Genomic DNA, 18122 nt, shown 5'->3' on the forward strand with positions numbered 1-18122 from the left:
TGGGCAGTATGCAGCGCGGGCTGTCTGGCGTGGGGCAATGGCTTGTGTGTATCGGTGCCGACGAGTAGTGGAAGTGCCAACGTTGGTTGTGCATGCCCGGGTGGGTAGAATGGCTTTTTGCAAAAAAGCGCAAACTACCAAGGACGCGGCATGGCCCATTTGTTACGTATCGTGATGATTCACGGTCATCTGGAAGGCGTCGTCGAACTGGATGTCGATGGCCATACCAATATCTGTGGCACCAACGCTTCGGGCAAAACCACGCTGCAGCGACTGGTGCCGGTCTTCTATGGCGAGCTACCCAACAAGGTCGTCCCCAAGACGCGGATGAAGTTCGATGCTTTCTACCTGCCGCATCGCAACAGCTATCTGATCTACGAATACCGCCGCGAAGCCGGCAATGTCTGCCAGGCCGTGCTGACGCGCAAGAAAGAGGGCGGCCTGGAATATCGCTTCGTCGGGGCGCCGTACCAGCCCGAGAATTATCTGGTAGAAAGCCAGGATGGGGTCGTGGCGCTGGAGTACGGCGACTGGTTGGCTGGGTTGCGCCGCGCCGGTATCGACTTCTCTGCCAAGTACGGGGCGACCTCCGAATACCGTGCGGTGATTCAGAACGACTTCACTCAGCAGCAGGGCAATCGGCGCGAGGCTTTGAAGCTGCGCCAGACCGCCGCGAAATTCAGCTTGGTCAAGCCCGAGCGGCGCATTCGCCACATGGAAAAGTTGATTTCGGCGGTGCATGCCAAAGAGGGCAAGATGGACACCCTCAAGACCATGCTGGCGGCGATCTTCGAGGAAGATGGCGTCGAACTGCCGGTCACCCGCATTCGCAACACCAAAGCGCGCGACTGGATCGCTCAGATGCGCCAGTCGATGCGTCTGGAGCCGCTGCAACAGTCATTGGCGGAACTGGCCGACGTCGACCGCGATATCGTCGATCTTGAATCGACACTCTGGCAGCTCAAGCCGCAGTTGGATGCCGACCGCCATCGCGCGGAGCGCGTGCTGGCCGATACCGAGGCCGAGCTGAACACTCAGCAGGAAGCTTTTCAGGCTCGCGAGCAGGAATACGAGCAGGCGCGCGACACGTTCAACGACCGCATCAGTGAGCTTGCCAGCGAGCTGGACCGTACCCAGCGCAGCCTGAACGACCTGCAGCAGCAGTATGAGCAATATGCCGAGGCCGATATGCCCGCCTTGGAGCGGGACCTGGCCGAACTGCCGCAATGGCGCGAACAGGCCCAGCAATTGCAGGAGCATCTGGCGGTGATGCAGGAGGCCTCTGCGGCCAACCGCTCACGCCTTGACGGTCGCCTGCGTGAGCTTGCCGATGACCTCTCGCGGCGCACCGATGAAATCCAAGCACTCATCAATGAACTGGGCGACGAAAAGTCGGCCCGCCAGGAGCAGCAGTGGGCCTCCGAGCGTGAGCTGGAGTCCCAGTATCATACGCAGCGCAGCGAACTGGATGCCGCTTATCAGACGCGGCTCGAGCAAGGCATCGAACGCTTGGCCGATCTCAAGGCGCAGCTCGCCTCGACCGGCCAGGTGCCCGAGGAGATTCAAGAAGCGGAACTGGCCCAGACCCGGGTCGATCAGGCTCAGAGCGACCGTAACGCTGTCGCCAGTCGTCTCGAGAGTTTGCGCCGTGAGCACGAAACCTTGCGCCGCGAGCGCGACACGGCAGAGCAGCAGCGAGAAAGCGCCAAACAGCAACTCAATCGGGCGAACCAGCGTTCCCAGGAACTTCAGCGTCAGCGCGATCCTGCCGAGGGCAGTCTGCGCTATTTCATGCGTTACCACCGTCCTGGCTGGGAGCACGGCCTCGGCAAGGTCATCGCGCCCGAACTGCTTGAACGTCGCGATCTTTCGCCACAACTTGGCGACACCGAACACGATGACTTATTCGGTGTAGCGCTCGATCTTTCCGCCATCGAGCTGCCCGACCATGCTCGCGATGAAGCGAGTCTCAATGCCGCCATCGACGCCGCCGAGGCCGACCAAGCGCGCGCCGAAACCGACCTCCAAGCTGCCGAGAAACAGCTCAAGGCCTGTCATGACCGGGTGCAAGGGGCCGAGGAGCCATTAAGCCAGGCGCGGCTTGCCCTCAAGCATGCCGATGACGAAGTCGAATATGCTCTAGATGCCCGACATCAACTTCAGGAGCGCCACGCTCGGCAGCAGAAAGAACGCCGACAGGCCGCCGAAGAAGCGCTGGCCAGCCAGCAGGCCGCGGACAAAGCCCTACGTGATGAAAAGCGCGAGGCATTGAGCACGCTCGACGAGACCCATCAGGCGCAACTGTTGGAACTCAAGGCCGATGGCCAGACCCAGCTGGCCAGCTTCGACGCACGCCTCGATCAGTACAAGCAGCAACTCGAAGACCTCAAGGCCGAGCACCAGCGTCAACGTCAGGAGCTGGAAGCTGCCTTCGATCAGGAGCTGCAGGACCAGGGCGGTGATCCCGAAACCCTGCGTGCGACGCGCCAGCGCATCAGTGACCTGCAAGAGCGCATTCGCGTCACCGAAAGCCGCCGCGAAGAACTCGATGCTTACACACGCTTCATGCGCGTCGAATGGGGCGAGCGCAAGCCGCAACTTGTCGACCGCGAAGCGACGCTGACGCGTGACAAGCAGGCCGCCGAGCACCAGCGCGATCAATGCCGCAGCGATTTTCAGGCCGCCAAGGTGGCGCATCAGCAAGCCATCAAGACGCTCCAGGCACGCTGCAATGGTGAACGCGAGGTCATCGATGCCCTCAAGCCATTGCTCGGTCAGGTCGAGGGGCTTGGACTGACGTCGACGCCGGATGCCGCCGGCGAGCCGCCTCGAGAAGCGCCGGGCGATGTGCATGAGCGCATCGAGCGCACACGCCAGGCGCTGAGCAACCGGAGCAGGGAGGTGGAAACGCTGCGCAAGGGCTGCGAGCACGTCGAGAGCGAGCTGATCAAGGGGGCTAGCGAGGGCTTCGTCGAGACCTTGGAAGCCGAGCGCGGCAAGCTGTTCAGTGGGTCGGGCAGCGGGGCGAGCGAACAGGGCATCAATCCGCGTCGCCAGCTTCCGCTGCTGCGGGGCATGTTGCAATTGCTCGAAGATCAGCAGCAGCAATTGATCCAGCAGGGGCGCAATCTGGGCGCCGATCTGGACAAGTTCTTCACCGTCTTCCGCGATCTCAATCGACGCATCAGCGCCCAGAGCCGTCGCTTGTCCGAAGAAGTGGCCGATGACTTGCGTCTCGAGGGCATCAACAAAGCTGAGGTGCGCATTCAGTCGACCATCGACGAGCTGGGCTTCTGGGAGCCGCTCAAGCGCTTCGCTCAGCTTTATCGTGACTGGGAGAGCTCCAGCCAGACGCTGCCCAGTGATGACTATTTGGATGCGCTGGCCGATGTCGTCGACCTGCTGCGCCATGACCAGCAATACAGTTTCGAAAGCCTGCTGCGCCTCGAGCTGCACTTGAACGAGGGCGGCACCGATTTGGTGATCAAAAGCGATCGTCAGTTGCTCGAATCCTCGAGCCACGGCATGGCCTACCTGATCCTGTGCAAGTTCTTGCTCGCCTTCACGCGGTTGTTGCGCGGGCCCTCGGAGATCGCCATTCACTGGCCCATCGATGAGATCGGTACGCTGGCTTATCACAACGTCGAGATGCTGTTCGATGCTTGCGATAGCAATCGCATCCATATCGTTGGGGCGTTTCCCAACCCCGAGTCCGACGTCTTGCTGTTATTCCATAACCGCTACTTGATCGATCGTGACGCCGAGCAACCGAGTCGCCGCCGCTTGAAGCGCATCGAACCGCGTCTGAGTCGCCTGGCCGAGCGCCTGCAGGAACGCACCACCGAGGAGGTCTCGTCATGATCGAACATGGTCCGCTGCTGGAGCGTTTGCTGGCCGGCGAGTTCGTCTGCGCCGTTAGCGATGACAGAGCCTTCCGTCGCCTCGAAGACGAGGAGGTGCGCGAGCAGATCGACACGTACCTGCGACCGCTCAACCGTCGTCTGGCTACCAACGCCGAAGGCAGTGTCTACTTCCTGGCCTGGCGGCAGCTCAACGACGAGGCCCGCGAGCAACTCTCGCGACAGCTCGGCGAGGTACTGCACAGTTTGATGCCGATGCTCGAATGGCTTCAACTGATGCAGGAGGCGATGGGGCATGACGCCCTAGTGGCGCCGGGCGATGTACTCAAGCCCGCCGAACTCAGCGCTCGCTGCGAGGACAACCAGAGTCTGCGCGAGCAGCTCGAACGTCTCGCCGGCGACACCTTCTTCGGCTCCCAGAGCGAGCAGCTCGACGCTCAGATGAAGCAGGTCTTCAAACGTCTCAAGGAGCACGGTTATCTGCTGCAGCCGCATGCCGACCGCCAGGTCTATCTGGTCACCGGCAAGATCGATTACCTCGTCGATCTGGTGCGACTCATCCGCGACGAAGAAAACCTGCCCGTCGAGGATGAGCGCCCTCAGACGCAGGAAAGCTTGTTATGAAGGAGCTTGCTGTGCGCGACGAGCATGAGTTGGAAAGTCGCCTGATCGGCACCGGCGTGGAGCGTTTAGCGCTGCTTGGCAAGCACGCCGATGCCCTGATGCAAGGCTACAGCCGCGATGAAGTGCCACTGGAAGCCTTGAGCGATAGCGCACTGCGGCGGCTGCTTGCCGCACGCATCGTCTGGCGGCCCGACGATCAGGGTGGCGTCAAGCTGGCGCCCAGGGTGCGCGAGTTGATCGCCGAGATGTTGGCTGACGAAACCCGCCGCCAGGTCAACGCCGACGTGGGCGAAACCCTGGAGCTTTTGCGCACGCTGGTGCAGAGCTATCGCGAGGCCCAGAATCAGGGGGAATACTGGCGCCAGGAGCAGCAGTTGCTGCGTCTGCGTCAGGCCGTCGATGACCTCAACGGACGTTTCGCCGATGCCATCGATAGTCTCTGGCAGCGTCTCAACAGCGACTTCGGTTTCGTCAGCCGCCTGAACGACAAGATCCGTGAAAACGACCGTGCCCAGAAGCAGATCGTGCGCCTGCTGGATGGCCTGCAACTGATCGACTTCGACGAGCTGATCGAACTGGTCGGTAGCGACGGCACCCTGCGCAAGCTGCTGATCAGTCAATTGCAGCGCCAGGTCAGTCAGCATTACACCAGCCTGCGTGAAGTCCAGAGCCGTCTGACCGAACTGATGGCGCGGTTCCGCCAGCAGCAATCGCGTAGCCGGCTGATTAGTGGCATGGCGGCGTTTCTACGCGAACACCCCAACTTCGTTCCCGGTAATTATGCGCGGCGCAGCGAAGTGCCCGATCTGATCAACCAAGCCAGTCCTTTGATCGCCGCTGCTGCGCCGGCCTTGGACCATGAGCCGGACATTCGCGTGCTGACCGACCTCGTGCACCAGTTACCGACGCCGGTGCACAAGCCGCAGGCCGTTGCCGCCGCACGGCCTGCCGAGGCCGAGGAGCAAAGCCTGGTGGCGGCTCGCCAACAGGCGCTCAAGCAAGACGTGGAAAATTTCTACCTCACGGTGATCGATCACCCCGATCCCATGGGCATCAGTGCGCTGGCCTATCTGCAGGAAAGTGACATGGAATGGGGCGACGAGATCTGGCTCTTCCAAGTGATCGCCGAGTACCAGGGCCTACCGCGTAGTGAGCAACGGGCCTTTCGGCTACATCAATCGGAGAGCCGGGCCAGCCGCTTCAACGACCTTCGGCTGATCCACGACGTTACGTTGCAACTGGCGAATTCGGCATGAACGACGAACGGCATGAGACACCTGACGTCATGGTCTTCGGCGTCGGCGATAGCACGTTGCGCGCCGTGGGCGGCGAGGCGGCGGTGCGCGAGTTGGTGGATCGTTTCTACGATGCCATGGAGCGCTTGCCCGAGGCGCGGGGGATTCGCGCTCTGCATCCCGCCGACCTCGACGAATCCCGCGACAAGCTGACGACCTTTCTGATCGGCTGGATGGGCGGGCCGAGCCGTTACCGCGAACGCTTCGGGCCGATCGCCATTCCTGCGGCGCATCGCCACCTGGATATCGGCCCTGAGGAGCGAGATGCCTGGCTGTCATGTATGGCGACGGCACTGGATGAAATCGGCGCGGCGGACGACCTCAAGCGCTATCTGTTGACTCAGCTACGCCACCCCGCCGAGATGTGCCGACGTCGTTAAGGCCGAGAAGCGGCGGGTTCTCATGACGTTCCGTCGGCTTGGGCATCGAGCTCGGCGCGCCAGGCCTGCATCTGCTTGAAGCGTTTTTCCTGTCCGTATTCGGTGGGCGCGAAGAATGTGGCCGCGGGGAGTTCCGCGGGCCAGCAATCGTGCGCTCGTCCGGCGGGGTAACCGTTAGGCTCGTTGTGCGCATAGCGATAGCCTTCGCCGTGGCCGAGGGATTCCATCAACTTGGTCGGGGCGTTGCGCAGATAGGTGGGCACCTCGAAGTCGGGGTGCGCGGCGACGAACTGCTTGGCGGCGTTCCAGGCCTGGTCGATGGCGTTGCTCTTGGGGGCGATGGCGAGATGCAGCGCGGCATGCGCGATGGCGCGCTGGCCTTCGTAGTCGCCCAGGCGTAGGTAAGCGTCCCAGGCGGCCATCACCAGCGGCAGGGCCCGTGGCTCGGCATTGCCGACGTCTTCCGAGGCGATGGCGGCGAGGCGACGCACCACATCGAGCGGATCTCCGCCACCTTGTACGAATTGCGCGATGTACAAAAGCGCGGCATCGCTGCGTGACGAGCGTATCGATTTATGGATGGCCGAGAGCAGGTCGTAATAATGATCGCCCTGCTTGTCGAAGGCGCTGGCCTGGTGCCCCAGCACTTCATGCAGCGCCTGCAGGGTCAGGCGTTCGCCGTTCTCGGTCGGCTCGGCGAAGTCGCATGCCGTCTCCAGCAGGCCCAGTGCGCGTCGTGCATCACCCGAGGCCGAGCGCGCGAGCGTTTCCAGCACGTCCTCGTCGGCCTCGATATGGCGCTCTCCCAGGCCGCGCTGGGCATCCGTCAGGGCCTGATGCAGTACACGCAGCAGGTCGTCGACCTCCAGCTTGCGCAGCACATAAACGCGTGCCCGCGAGAGCAGCGCCGAATTGACCTCGAATGACGGGTTCTCGGTGGTTGCACCGATCAGCGTCAGTAGTCCGGACTCGACGTGTGGCAGCAGGGCATCCTGTTGACTCTTGTTGAGACGATGGATCTCATCGAGGAACAAGAGCGTCGGCTGGCCGCGCACTTGCCCCTCGCGCGCACGCTCGACGGCGGCGCGGATGTCCTTGACGCCGGCCATCACCGCCGAGAGGCGTTCGAGCATGGCGCCCGACGCATCGGCGAGAATATCGGCCAGGGTGGTCTTGCCCACGCCTGGCGGCCCCCACAGGATCATCGAGCGTACCGCGCCGCTTTCCGCCATGCGGCTCAACGGTTTGCCGGGACCGACCAGCGCCTCTTGGCCGACGTAGTCGTCGAGACGGCGAGGCCGCATGCGATAGGCCAGCGGTGTGTTATCAGATTGGGAAGAAGCGAACAGGTCCATGTGTATGCCACCGTGGGTGAGTCGAGTCGCCAAAAACCGTGTCTAGACTTTCGGCCAACAGGCGTAATCCTGTCATACACGCTAGGGTAAAACATTCGAGCCCCGGTAGGGTGTTTCCCATCGGGAGAATGGGAGTCACTGAAGACTCTCGCCTAAACTGGCAAATAGGCTGCCGGATACCCCGCGCTGCCACGCTTCGACAGCAAAGGAGGCCTGTACATGCCCATGCTGACTCAACTGCGCCAAGACCACGCCAACATGGCGCGTCTGCTGCATGTGTTGCAGCTCAAGCAGAAAACCCTGGCGGAAGGTGAGCGACCCAACTTCCAATTGATACGCGAGGTCGTGGATTACATCCTCGACTACATGAGTGGGTTCACCGAGCCGCTGGAACGCATGTGTACCGAGCAGTTGAATGTGCGGGCGCCGCAAGCCGACGCGCTGTGTCAGCGGTTGTCCGAGGACTATCGGGCGCTCAATGAACGCCTGGCGAAACTCTCTCAGGATCTCGACATGATCCTGATGGATGCGGTAGTGCCCATGGACCGCTTCAGCGAAGATCTTAGGGCTTATCTCGAGGCGCATCGGGCCTATCTGCGCGGCGAGCGTGAGGAGTTGTTCCCGTTGATCCGCGAGCACTTCGATGAAGACGACCTGGATCGGCTGGCCAAGGCGCTGCCGGAAGGGGCCGAAGCTGAACTGGCGCGCCTGCAGGAAGGCTATCCGGAGCTTTACGCCGAATTCCGCGAGGCGCCTTCGCCGTTGAATTGATCTGTGTCGCCACGTGAACGGCATAGTGGTCATCGGGCGCGTGCGCGGGGCAGTTCGTCCCAGCGCGTGGTGTAGCAGGCCGAACGGTAGGCGCTGTTCATCTGCCAAGAGGCGTCAATGGGCTGCGGGCCCAGGGTCAGTGCTTGACGTCCGTAGCGGGCTCGGATCGCGTCCCAAGCCTCCATCAATGCCTCTCGCCGGGCGGGCTCGGCGCCATCGAAGAGCGTCGTTTGGCTCTGCTGGCGGGGCGTCAGTTCGGCGAGCATTATTCCGAGCTTCTGATAGGCTGCCGGTTGCCATAAGCGTGCTAGCAGGCGCTGCGCCGCGCGGTTGAGTTGCTGCGTGTCGGCACTGGGAAAGGGTAACGCGGTCCACTCGCAGGCATGACGAAACGTGCCGGCGTGGTGCGGGTTGGTACGCAGATAGACGCCGATGGCCGAAGCCTGCATGGCATCGCGTCGCAGCTTTTCGCCGGCGCGTTGGCAGTGATGGCGCAAGGCACCGGCGAGGGCGTTGTGGTCGCGCAAGGGGCGCCCGAACGAGCGCGAGCAGAGAATGCTACGGCGCGGGGTTTCCAGGTCGCTCATCGATAAGCAAGGATGGCCGTTGAGTTCGGTGGCGGTGCGCGCCAGTACCACGCTGAAACGACGTCGTAGCTCGCTGTCGGGGGTCTCGCGCAGCGCAGCAGCGGTGAGTACGCCCATGCCGGCCAGGCGCGCGTTGAGTCGCTCGCCCACGCCCCATACATCGCGCGGCGATAGCCGACGCAGGTGTGCCGTCAAGTCGGGCGCGTCAGCATGTGTCCAGACACACACCTGAGGGCGCGTCGATTGCGCCTTGGCCTGGCGGTTGGCGAGCTTGGCCAGAGTTCGCGTCGGGGCGATGCCGATGGATACCGGCAGTCCGACTTCCCGCACCACGCTACGCACCAGGCGTGCGCCCAGCGCGTGCCAGTCTTCCTGTAAGCCGCGTAGATCGAGAAAACACTCGTCGATGGAATAGGGCTCCAGCGTCGGGACTTGACGCGCCAGTACCTGTTGCACGCGTGCCGAGAGGTCACCATAAAGCGTGTAGTTGGAAGACTTCAGCACTACGCGACGTCGCAGTGCTGGATCGATCTTGTGGGTGGGAATGCCCATGGGAATATCGAGCGCCTTGAATTCTTCGGAACGCGCGATGACACAGCCGTCGTTGTTGGACAGCACGCCCACCGGAACGCCCTCCAGACGCGGTTCGAACAGACGCTCGCAGGCGGCATAGAAGTTGTTGCAGTCGATCAGCGCAAACATGATGACTCTGCCGGCTCCTCGCCCGTGGCGGGCAAGGCGTGAATGGCGTAGCAGATGACGCCCCACAAGCGGTCATCGTCGGCCTCGAAGGGCAGCGTCGCCAGACCGGGGCGTGACGGCGCGAGATACAGCTGCGCCTCACGACGTTCGAGGTGCAACACGCTCAGTTCGCCATCGATGGCGGCGACCAACCAATGCCCAGGGCGCGGTGAAATAGCGCGGTCGATCACCAACAAGTCACCGTGGTGCAGACCGGCGTGGCGGTGGTCATCGCCTTCCAGGCGCATGAAGAATGTCGAGGCCGGGCGGCGCACCAGATGGTGATGTAGATCCAGCGGTGCTTCTCGGTAGTCGTCGGCCGGAGACGGAAAGCCGCTGGCGCCGCGTGACAGGGTGTCGCTCGATGCTGGTGCCGAGGTGGATGCGGCCAGGGCGATAGGCGTCATGGACATGGCGGAACCTCGAAAACGAAATGACGAATACTGTAAAAATAAACAGTATTTTGCCTTTAGGCAAGTCGAGCCATCTCATCGCGTGGGCGGGTAAGGTAGAATGAGCGCACGTATTTTCGAGGAAGTCGTATGGACCGCCTGCAGGCGATGCACATCTTTCGCGCCGTGGTCGAGGCCGGCAGTTTCGCTGGCGGTGCGCGCAAGCTGGAATTCTCCAATGCCATGGTCAGCAAGCAGATCTCCAAGCTGGAAGCCAGCCTGGGGGTGCGGTTGTTGACGCGTACCACGCGGCGTTTGCAGCTAACCGCAGAGGGCGAGCGCTATCTCAATGGCGCGAGTCGCTTGCTCGATGAGTTGCAGGAACTGGAGACCGGACTTGGCGAGCAGCGTGGCGAGGTGCGCGGTCGGCTACGACTTTCCGCACCGTTGGATTTCGGCGTGCGTGCGCTGATACCCGCCTTGCAGGCGTTCGAGCGCCATCATCCGGCGGTGATGCTCGATGTCGTGCTCGAGGATCGCCGTGTCGACCCGGTGGCCGAGGATTTCGACCTGGTAGTACGTATCGGCGAGCTGGAGGACTCCAGTCTGATCGCGCGGCCGTTGATGGACATGCCGCGCCACGTATACGCCGCGCCGGAGTATCTGGCGCGGCATGGAACGCCCACGCACCCCGCCGAGCTGCGTGGACATCGTTGCCTGCACTATAGCCTGGCGCGGGAAGGGCACTATTGGCACTTCCAGGTCGACGGGGCGCCGTATCGGGTGCGCATCCGGCCGGTCATGGCCTGTAACAATGGACGCGCCCTGACCGAGGCGGCAATACGCGGCATGGGGCTGGTTTACAAGCCGGCGTTCCTGGGGGAACCGGAAGTCGAGGCCGGACGACTGGTCCGCGTGTTAGACGATTTCAGCGTGGCGCCGATCAGCGTCCATCTGTTGTATGCCGAGCGTGAGTTCATCCCCGCGCGCCTGAGGGCCTTAGTGGATACGCTGCTGGCGCACTTCGCGGAGACCCGCGCATGACGGCGCCGATTCTGATCTTCGACTCCGGCGTTGGCGGGCTCTCGGTGGTCGGTGCCTTGCGCACTCGTTTGCCGGGTGCACCGCTGGCGTATGTGTGCGACAACGCCGCGTTGCCGTACGGCACCAAGCCCGATGCCTGGTTGGTCGCGCGGATCGTCGCGGTGTGTCGCGCGGCGGTCGAAGCGAGTGGCGCGCGTGCCTTGGTAGTGGCCTGCAATACGGCCAGCACGTTGGCGTTACAGGCCTTGCGCGAGTGCCTGAGTATTCCGGTGATCGGCACCGTACCGGCGATAAAGCCGGCTGCCCAGGCCTCGCGTAGTGGTGTGTTCGGACTTCTGGCGACCTCGGCGACGGTGTCGCGTCCTTATACGCAGCGTTTGATTGGTGAGTTCGCACCGGATTGCACGGTGGTGAGACTGGCGGCCGATCCCTTGGTCGCGCAGGCCGAACGCGTCCTGACCGGGATGCCGTGGGACGATGCGGTCATCGCCGCGAGCCTAGCGCCGTTATGGGAAGCGTCGCGTCTCGATACCGTGGTGTTGGGATGCACGCATTTTCCGCTGCTGCGCGAGGCGCTCGAGCGGCATGCGCCGCGCGAAATCGTGTGGATCGATTCCGGTGACGCCATTGCGCGGCGCGTGGCACAGGTCGCTTCGCCGGCCGTTTCAGGGGCCGCGCGTGATGCGTCGGGTAGCGATGCGAGCTGGGCCAGCGCTCCGCAACAATCGGGCCTGGCACGTACCCTGGCGGGTTATGGCTTCAGCGCACCGTGTTCTTTGGCATTGCCTGACCCTGTTTTAACCTTCTGATTTCCATGAGATGGTGTCGTTTCGGCGACATCGCGAGTTTTTGCTGAAAGGAGTTTTCGTGGCCGTACCCGTCGTCGACCCCGAACGTTACGAGTCTCAGCTCGATGCCAAGCGCGAGCGTATCACGGAGCAGTTCGCGCGTTTCTCTCCGCCGCCGCTGGAAGTATTTCCCTCGCCGCCGAGTCATTACCGGCAGCGCTGCGAGTTTCGTATTTGGCATGACGGCGACGATCTGTTCTATGCCATGTTCGAAGTCGACCCGGCCGATCCCAAGCGCAAGGCGGTCATTCGACTGGATGAATATCCGGTGGCAGGGGAGCGCATCAATGCGCTCATGCCCGCCTTGCGTGACGCGCTGTTGGCAAGCGATACCCTGCGGCGCAAGTTGTTCCAGGTCGAGTTCTTGACCACGCTGAATGGCGAAGCGTTGGTGACCTTGATTTATCACCGCCAACTCGACGAGGCTTGGGAGCAAGAAGCACGGGCGTTACAGGAATCCCTGAATGTGTCGATCATCGGTCGGGCACGTAAGCAGCGTCTCGTTCTTGAGCGCGATCATGTCTGGGAGCGGCTGAGTGTCGAAGGCCGCGAATTCGTCTACCAGCAGGTGGAGAATAGCTTTACCCAGCCCAATGCGGCGATTTGTCGATCGATGCTGGGGTGGGCTCGGGATGTGACCCGCGAAAGCCACGACGGCGATCTGGTGGAGTTCTATTGCGGTAATGGCAACTTCACGATTGCGCTGGCCGAGAACTTCCGCCGTGTCGTGGCGACTGAGATCTCGCGGACCTCGGTGGCCTCGGCCAACGTCAATCTCGAGGCCAATGGCGTGGCTAACGCGGTGGTGGCGCGGATGTCCGCCGAGGAGTTCAGCGAAGCCCTGGCCGGAGAGAAAAGCGGGCGGCGCGTGGCGGCGTTGGCGCTCGATGAGCATGATTTCACCACCGCGTTGGTCGACCCGCCGCGGGCCGGCCTCGATGCGCATAGCTGCGAGCAACTAAAAGCCTATTCGCGCATCGTCTATATTTCCTGTAACCCGAACACGCTCGAGGCGAATCTCGAGTCGTTGGCCACGACCCATGTCGTGACCCGTTTCGCACTGTTCGATCAGTTTCCGTATACCGACCACTGCGAATGTGGCGTGTTGCTGGAACGCCGGGAAGCGCCAGTACGTGCGTGACCAGCCCATGCACAACCGGCATACGCCATGAGGGAGCGTCACATCGGTGGGGTCTGACGCGCGATGGGAGTAAGCTCGTGTCACCGTGGTGGTGCACGCGATACGCGTGCGTGCCGCCGAAGGATCATTCATCGGTCGCCATGAAGGGCGGCCGGTCGTAGACGAGGTGCTTGATGCAACACGTTGCGATCGAGGGCAAGGAAGATTTTCTCGCCCAGCTCAAAGAACAACTGGCCAAGCGGCTTCCCCAGGAAAAAGTGGAGCGGATCGCTGCTTTCGCCGAGGACCTGTATGCGTCGGCGCCGTTCGAGGAGGCCGCCGAGCGCGGCCTGGATGATATCTACGGCGCGACGTTGTCGGCGTGGCACTTCATGCAGACGCATGACCCCAGCGAGGCGAAGGTTCGCGTCTTCAATGCCGACTTCGAGGAACACGGCTGGCAGTCGCCGCACACCGTAGTGGCCGTGCTGCACGAAGACATGCCGTTTCTCGTCGATTCGGTGCGTATCGAGCTCAATCGCCGCGGGCTGACCGTGCATGCGATTCATAACTCCGTTCTGGCGGTGGAGCGCGATGCCAAGCATCATCTCAAGCGTGCAACCTCGACTCAGGCCAAGAATGCCCCGGCCTCTCGCGAGTCGATCATTCTGGTGGAAGTCGACCGCCATTCCGATACGGCGACCCTGGACGACCTGCACGACAGCCTCAAAGAAGTACTGTGCGACGTGCGTGCGGCGGTGGAAGACTTCGATCCCATGCGTGAGCGGGTGCGCGAGTCGATCAAGGAACTCAAGGCGCAGCGCCCGAAGCAGATCAAGGCCGACGATCATAAAGAAGCCATCGCTTTCCTCGAATGGCTGCTCGACGATCACTTCACCTTCTTGGGCTATGACGAGTACGAGGTGTTGCAGGAAGACGGTCAGGATCGTCTACGCCAGATATCCAAGAGCGAGCTGGGCGTGTTCAAGCTCGACCAGCCGCGTTACCGCGAGCGCATCAGTACCGACGAGGGCGTCGAAGACGATCAGTATGTGCTGGTGCCGGAGCTTTTGTCCTTTGCCAAGAGTGCCTATCACGCGCGCGTGCATCGCCCTGCCTATCCGGATTACATCTCCATCGACCGTTACGATGAAGACGGTCGCGTCATCGGCGAGCGGCGCTTTTTGGGGCTCTATACCTCGACGGTCTACAACGAATCGCCGCGCAACGTACCGGTGCTGCGCAAGAAGATCGAAGCCGTCATCAAGGCCGCGGGCGTCAATCCCAAGGGGCATAACGGTAAACAACTGACGCAGATCCTCGAGGTCTATCCGCGTGACGACTTGTTCCAGATCGACACCGACGAGCTGGCGCAGACGGCCTTCGGTATTCTCAATATCCGCGAACGGCGCAAGGTGCGCTTGTTCATTCGCGAGGACCGTTTCGGTCAGTTCTATTCGTGCCTAGCGTTCGTGCCGCGCGATGTGTTCTCCACCGAATTGCGCGTGCGCATCCAGAACCTGCTTTGCGAAGAGCTCGACGCTACCTTCGGTGATTTCAATACGTATCTATCCGAGTCGGTGCTGGCGAGAATCCAGTTCATCCTGCGTTTCAACGGCGAGCGCCCGGCCGAATACGATATACGACGTCTGGAGAAGAAGATTACGGCGCTCTCGCGTAGCTGGCGGGATGACCTGCAGACCGCCATGGTCGAGGGCTACGGCGAAGAACAGGCTAACCGCCTGATGCAGGACTATCGCGAGGCGTTTCCCAACAGTTATCGCGAAGACTTTTCGGCCCGTACTGCCGTTTACGATATCCATCATCTCGGTGAGTTGGGCGGGAACGCACCGATCAGCCTGAGCCTTTATCGGCTGGTCGAGGAAAACATCGACGGGGTCAACCTCAAGCTGTTCCACGCCGATCAGCCGATCCCGCTCTCCGATGTGCTGCCGGTGCTCGAAAACCTGGGGCTCCGCGTGATCAGCGAGCGTCCCTACGAGGTCGAATGCCCCGACCAGACTTACTGGATTCATGACTTCACGCTCGAGCACCGGGGCGACGGAGTCGTCAATCTTCAGGAAATGCGCGATGTCTTCATCGAGGCGTTCACGCGCATCTGGACCGGCGATGCCGAAAGCGATGCCTTCAACCGTCTGGTCATCGGTGCCAATTTGGCGTGGCGCGAAGTGGCGGTGCTGCGTGCCTATGCGCGTTATCTCAAGCAATTGCGATTCGGTCTGTCGCAGGACTATATCGCCAATACGCTTGCCAGCCACCCGGAAATCACGCGTGAACTGGTGACGCTGTTCGAACTACGCTTCGATCCCGACGATGCCGCCGGCGACAGCGAGATCGAAGAATGCGTGACGCGCATCGAGGGCTTGCTCGATGAAGTCGCCAGTCTCAATGACGACCTGTTGCTGCGTCGCTACATGGCGCTGATTCAGGCGACATTGCGGACCAACTATTATCAACGGCGTGAAGATGGCGAGGCCAAGGATTACATCGCCCTCAAGCTCGAGCCGACGCAAGTGCCGGACATGCCCAAACCGCGGCCGATGTTCGAGATATTCGTCTACTCGCCGCGCGTCGAGGGTGTTCACCTGCGCAGCGGCAAGGTCGCGCGCGGCGGGCTGCGCTGGTCCGATCGTCACGAGGACTTCCGCACCGAAATCCTGGGGCTGGCCAAGGCGCAGCAGGTCAAGAACGCCGTCATCGTTCCGGTAGGCGCCAAGGGCGGCTTCATCTGCAAGCGCATGCCTGATGGTGCCGACCGCGACACGGTGCAGAAAGAAGGCATTGCCTGCTATCAGATATTCATCCGCGCGCTGCTTGACGTGACGGACAACCTGGAAGGTGGCGAGACCGTGCCGCCCGAACGCGTGGTGCGTCACGACGAGGCCGATCCCTACCTGGTGGTGGCTGCCGACAAGGGCACCGCGACTTTCTCGGACATCGCCAATGCCATTTCGCTGGAATACGGCCATTGGCTGGGCGATGCCTTCGCCTCCGGCGGTGAGCATGGCTATGACCACAAGAAGATGGGGATTACCGCCAAGGGTGCTTGGGAATCGGTCAAGCGCCACTTCCGTGAAATGGGCCTCAATACCCAGGAGACACCGTTCAGCGTAGTGGGTGTCGGCGACATGGCGGGCGACGTGTTCGGCAATGGCATGCTGTTGTCGGACAAGATTCGCCTCATCGCCGCCTTCAACCACCGGCATATCTTCGTCGATCCCGATCCGGATCCGGCGGCCTCGTTCAAGGAACGCAAGCGCATGTTCGAGCTGGCGCGCTCGAGCTGGGAGGACTACGACACCGCCTTGATCTCCGAGGGTGGGGGCGTGTTCTCGCGCGATGCCAAGTCCATCAGCATCACGCCGCAGATGAAAAAGGCTTTCGACATCAAGGCCGGCAAACTGTCGCCCAACGAGTTGATTCGCGCGATTCTGACCTCGCGTTGCGATCTGCTCTGGAATGGCGGCATCGGCACCTACGTCAAGGCGTCCGACGAGACGCATGCCGAGGTGGGTGACAAGGCCAACGATGCCTTGCGTGTCGATGGTCATGAGTTGCGCTGCCGGGTGATCGGTGAAGGCGGCAACCTTGGCTTTACCCAACTCGGGCGCATGGAAGCCGCAGAGCAGGGCGTACGCGTCACCACCGACTTCATCGACAATGCTGGCGGGGTCAATTGCTCCGACCATGAAGTCAATATCAAGATCCTGCTCGACGGTATCGTCAAAGCCGGTGACATGACCGACAAGCAGCGCAATGAGTTGCTGGCGAGCATGACCGAGGAAGTGAGTGAACTGGTCCTGCGCGATAACTATCGCCAGACCCAGGCACTCTCCTTGTCGGAAATTCTCAGCCAGCAAGGCATGGGTCCCTATCGCCGCTTCATCAATGAGCTGGAAGCCGCCGGGGGACTGGATCGCGAGCTGGAGTTCTTGCCCACCGACGAGATGCTGGTCGAACGCTCCAATGCGGAAAACGGCCTGACGCTTCCCGAACTGTCGGTGCTGATTTCCTATGCCAAGAGTGCGCTGAAGACCGACATGATCGCCTCCGATCTGCCGGACAATCCGCATGTCCAGCGGCATATGGCGCGGGCCTTCCCGCAGACGCTGGTCGAGCGCTTCCCTGACGAGATGTATCAGCATCGCTTGAAGCGCGAGATCACCGCGACGCAGATCGCCAATGATCTGGTCGATCATATGGGAGTCACTTTCGTGCGGCGTCTACGTGACTCCACCGGTGCCACACGAGCGGAGGTGACACGCGCTTATCTCATCGCGCGCGATTGCTTCAATCTCGAAGGCCTCTGGGAGCAGATCGAGGCGCTCGATTATCAGGTCGAAAGCCGCGTTCAGTACGGCATGATGCTCGATCTGATGCGACTGCTGCGTCGCGCCACGCGCTGGTTCCTGCGTCATCGCACCAATCAGAGCATTCAGGAAGCGGTGGAGTATTTCGCACCGCGTATCACCCAACTGCAAGAGAGCGTCGGCAAGCGCTTGCGTGGAGAGGATCACGAAACGTGGGATGCGCGTCGCGATGAGCTAGAAAAAGCCGGCGTGCCCACCTCTCTGGCGAGCGTTGTCGCGGCGGCCAACAGCCTATATGCCGGGCTGGGCATCATCGAAGCGGCGCGTGCCACCGACGAGAAGATCCAGCGTGTCGCCGAGGTCTATTACGACATCGGCCATCGTCTGGAGCTGCCGTGGATGAATGGTCAGATCAACGCACTGAAAGTACGCGATAGCTGGCAGGCGCAGGCGCGCGAAACCTTCCGCGACGATCTCGATCGCCAGCAACTGGCGCTGACCGTCAGCGTGCTCAAGATGGACGGCGCGCCGAGTGGTGTGGAACCGCGTGTCGAGCAGTGGCTGGAACGGCATGCCGGCTTGGTCGAACGCTGGTGCGGCCTGCTCAACGAGGTGCGTTCGGGCGCCCAGGGCGGTTTCCCGCTATTCGCGGTGGCCATTCGTGAACTGGTTGATCTCGCCGAGAGCAATGGCGAGGGATAAACCCGCACACAATGCTCCGAGCCTCGTGCTCGGGGCATTGTCGATTTTCCTTCCTCTTCGAGCTTTCAAGTG

12 protein-coding genes are annotated in these 18122 nt (G+C 61.9%); 9 read left to right on the top strand and 3 right to left on the bottom strand.

Annotated elements, in window-relative coordinates; translation table 11 throughout:
- The first annotated feature begins 150 nt into the window (after positions 1 to 150).
- From KZO83_RS04020 to KZO83_RS04035, 4 genes are read left to right on the top strand one after another with little or no spacing between them, the layout of a single operon-like run.
- Entirely contained in the window at positions 151 to 3861 is a 3711-nt protein-coding gene (locus KZO83_RS04020) for an ATP-binding protein (RefSeq protein ID WP_247619839.1), read from the top strand.
- The gene (locus KZO83_RS04025) at positions 3858 to 4484 is read left to right on the top strand and encodes a condensin complex protein MksE (RefSeq protein WP_246920930.1); all 627 of its coding nucleotides are present in this window, start codon (positions 3858 to 3860) and stop codon (positions 4482 to 4484) included. Before KZO83_RS04020 ends, KZO83_RS04025 begins: the two co-directional genes overlap by 4 nt.
- Positions 4481 to 5740, top strand: a complete 1260-nt coding sequence (locus KZO83_RS04030; protein ID WP_247619840.1) for a DUF445 domain-containing protein — start codon at positions 4481 to 4483, stop codon at positions 5738 to 5740. Before KZO83_RS04025 ends, KZO83_RS04030 begins: the two co-directional genes overlap by 4 nt.
- Positions 5737 to 6159, top strand: a complete 423-nt coding sequence (locus KZO83_RS04035) for a group II truncated hemoglobin (RefSeq protein ID WP_247619841.1) — start codon at positions 5737 to 5739, stop codon at positions 6157 to 6159. The genes KZO83_RS04030 and KZO83_RS04035 overlap by 4 nt, the downstream gene beginning before the upstream one ends.
- A 20-nt stretch (positions 6160 to 6179) precedes the next feature.
- Here the strand turns inward: KZO83_RS04035 and KZO83_RS04040 are convergent, their stop codons facing one another.
- Complete coding sequence (locus KZO83_RS04040; RefSeq protein WP_247619842.1) at positions 6180 to 7514, bottom strand: replication-associated recombination protein A; 1335 nt, start codon at positions 7512 to 7514, stop codon at positions 6180 to 6182.
- Between the two features lie 225 nt (positions 7515 to 7739).
- Between KZO83_RS04040 and KZO83_RS04045 the strand changes: the two genes are divergently transcribed.
- Positions 7740 to 8285 (top strand): hemerythrin domain-containing protein, encoded by a 546-nt coding sequence (locus tag KZO83_RS04045; RefSeq protein ID WP_075367860.1) that lies wholly within the window; start codon positions 7740 to 7742, stop codon positions 8283 to 8285.
- A 29-nt stretch (positions 8286 to 8314) separates the two neighbouring features.
- Here KZO83_RS04045 and KZO83_RS04050 read toward each other — a convergent pair whose 3' ends face one another.
- Together KZO83_RS04050 and KZO83_RS04055 are read right to left on the bottom strand one after the other, a co-directional pair.
- Positions 8315 to 9574 carry a Y-family DNA polymerase gene (locus tag KZO83_RS04050; protein WP_247619843.1) on the bottom strand — a complete coding sequence of 420 codons (1260 nt, stop codon included), beginning with the start codon at positions 9572 to 9574 and terminating at the stop codon, positions 8315 to 8317.
- Positions 9562 to 10026, bottom strand: coding sequence for a LexA family protein (locus KZO83_RS04055; protein ID WP_247619844.1), 465 nt, complete (start codon positions 10024 to 10026; stop codon positions 9562 to 9564). The genes KZO83_RS04050 and KZO83_RS04055 overlap by 13 nt, the downstream gene beginning before the upstream one ends.
- Positions 10027 to 10155: 129 nt before the next feature.
- On the opposite strand from KZO83_RS04055, the gene KZO83_RS04060 reads away from it, so the two are divergent.
- The 4 genes from KZO83_RS04060 to KZO83_RS04075 all read left to right on the top strand — a co-directional run bounded on the left by KZO83_RS04060 (position 10156) and on the right by KZO83_RS04075 (position 18050).
- Positions 10156 to 11049, top strand: coding sequence for a LysR family transcriptional regulator (locus KZO83_RS04060; RefSeq protein ID WP_179000053.1), 894 nt, complete (start codon positions 10156 to 10158; stop codon positions 11047 to 11049).
- A complete protein-coding gene (gene murI, locus KZO83_RS04065) occupies positions 11046 to 11858 on the top strand; it encodes a glutamate racemase (RefSeq protein ID WP_247619845.1) in 813 nt (270 codons plus the stop codon). Before KZO83_RS04060 ends, murI begins: the two co-directional genes overlap by 4 nt.
- A gap of 58 nt (positions 11859 to 11916) precedes the next feature.
- Entirely contained in the window at positions 11917 to 13038 is a 1122-nt protein-coding gene (gene trmA / locus KZO83_RS04070; protein ID WP_247619846.1) for a tRNA (uridine(54)-C5)-methyltransferase TrmA, read from the top strand.
- A 173-nt stretch (positions 13039 to 13211) separates the two neighbouring features.
- Entirely contained in the window at positions 13212 to 18050 is a 4839-nt protein-coding gene (locus tag KZO83_RS04075) for an NAD-glutamate dehydrogenase (RefSeq protein WP_247619847.1), read from the top strand.
- The last annotated feature ends 72 nt before the right edge of the window (positions 18051 to 18122 follow it).

Source organism: Chromohalobacter moromii (genome assembly GCF_023091865.1).
Classification (GTDB): Bacteria; Pseudomonadota; Gammaproteobacteria; order Pseudomonadales; family Halomonadaceae; genus Chromohalobacter; species Chromohalobacter moromii.

Bases quoted from the DNA above. Each gene is read 5' to 3' on its own strand.
- KZO83_RS04020 (WP_247619839.1), top strand. From the start codon at position 151: ATGGCCCATTTGTTACGTATCGTGATGATTCACGGTCATCTGGAAGGC.
- KZO83_RS04025 (WP_246920930.1), top strand. From the start codon at position 3,858: ATGATCGAACATGGTCCGCTGCTGGAGCGTTTGCTGGCCGGCGAGTTC.
- KZO83_RS04030 (WP_247619840.1), top strand. From the start codon at position 4,481: ATGAAGGAGCTTGCTGTGCGCGACGAGCATGAGTTGGAAAGTCGCCTG.
- KZO83_RS04035 (WP_247619841.1), top strand. From the start codon at position 5,737: ATGAACGACGAACGGCATGAGACACCTGACGTCATGGTCTTCGGCGTC.
- KZO83_RS04040 (WP_247619842.1), bottom strand. From the start codon at position 7,514: ATGGACCTGTTCGCTTCTTCCCAATCTGATAACACACCGCTGGCCTAT.
- KZO83_RS04045 (WP_075367860.1), top strand. From the start codon at position 7,740: ATGCTGACTCAACTGCGCCAAGACCACGCCAACATGGCGCGTCTGCTG.
- KZO83_RS04050 (WP_247619843.1), bottom strand. From the start codon at position 9,574: ATGTTTGCGCTGATCGACTGCAACAACTTCTATGCCGCCTGCGAGCGT.
- KZO83_RS04055 (WP_247619844.1), bottom strand. From the start codon at position 10,026: ATGTCCATGACGCCTATCGCCCTGGCCGCATCCACCTCGGCACCAGCA.
- KZO83_RS04060 (WP_179000053.1), top strand. From the start codon at position 10,156: ATGGACCGCCTGCAGGCGATGCACATCTTTCGCGCCGTGGTCGAGGCC.
- murI (WP_247619845.1), top strand. From the start codon at position 11,046: ATGACGGCGCCGATTCTGATCTTCGACTCCGGCGTTGGCGGGCTCTCG.
- KZO83_RS04075 (WP_247619847.1), top strand. From the start codon at position 13,212: ATGCAACACGTTGCGATCGAGGGCAAGGAAGATTTTCTCGCCCAGCTC.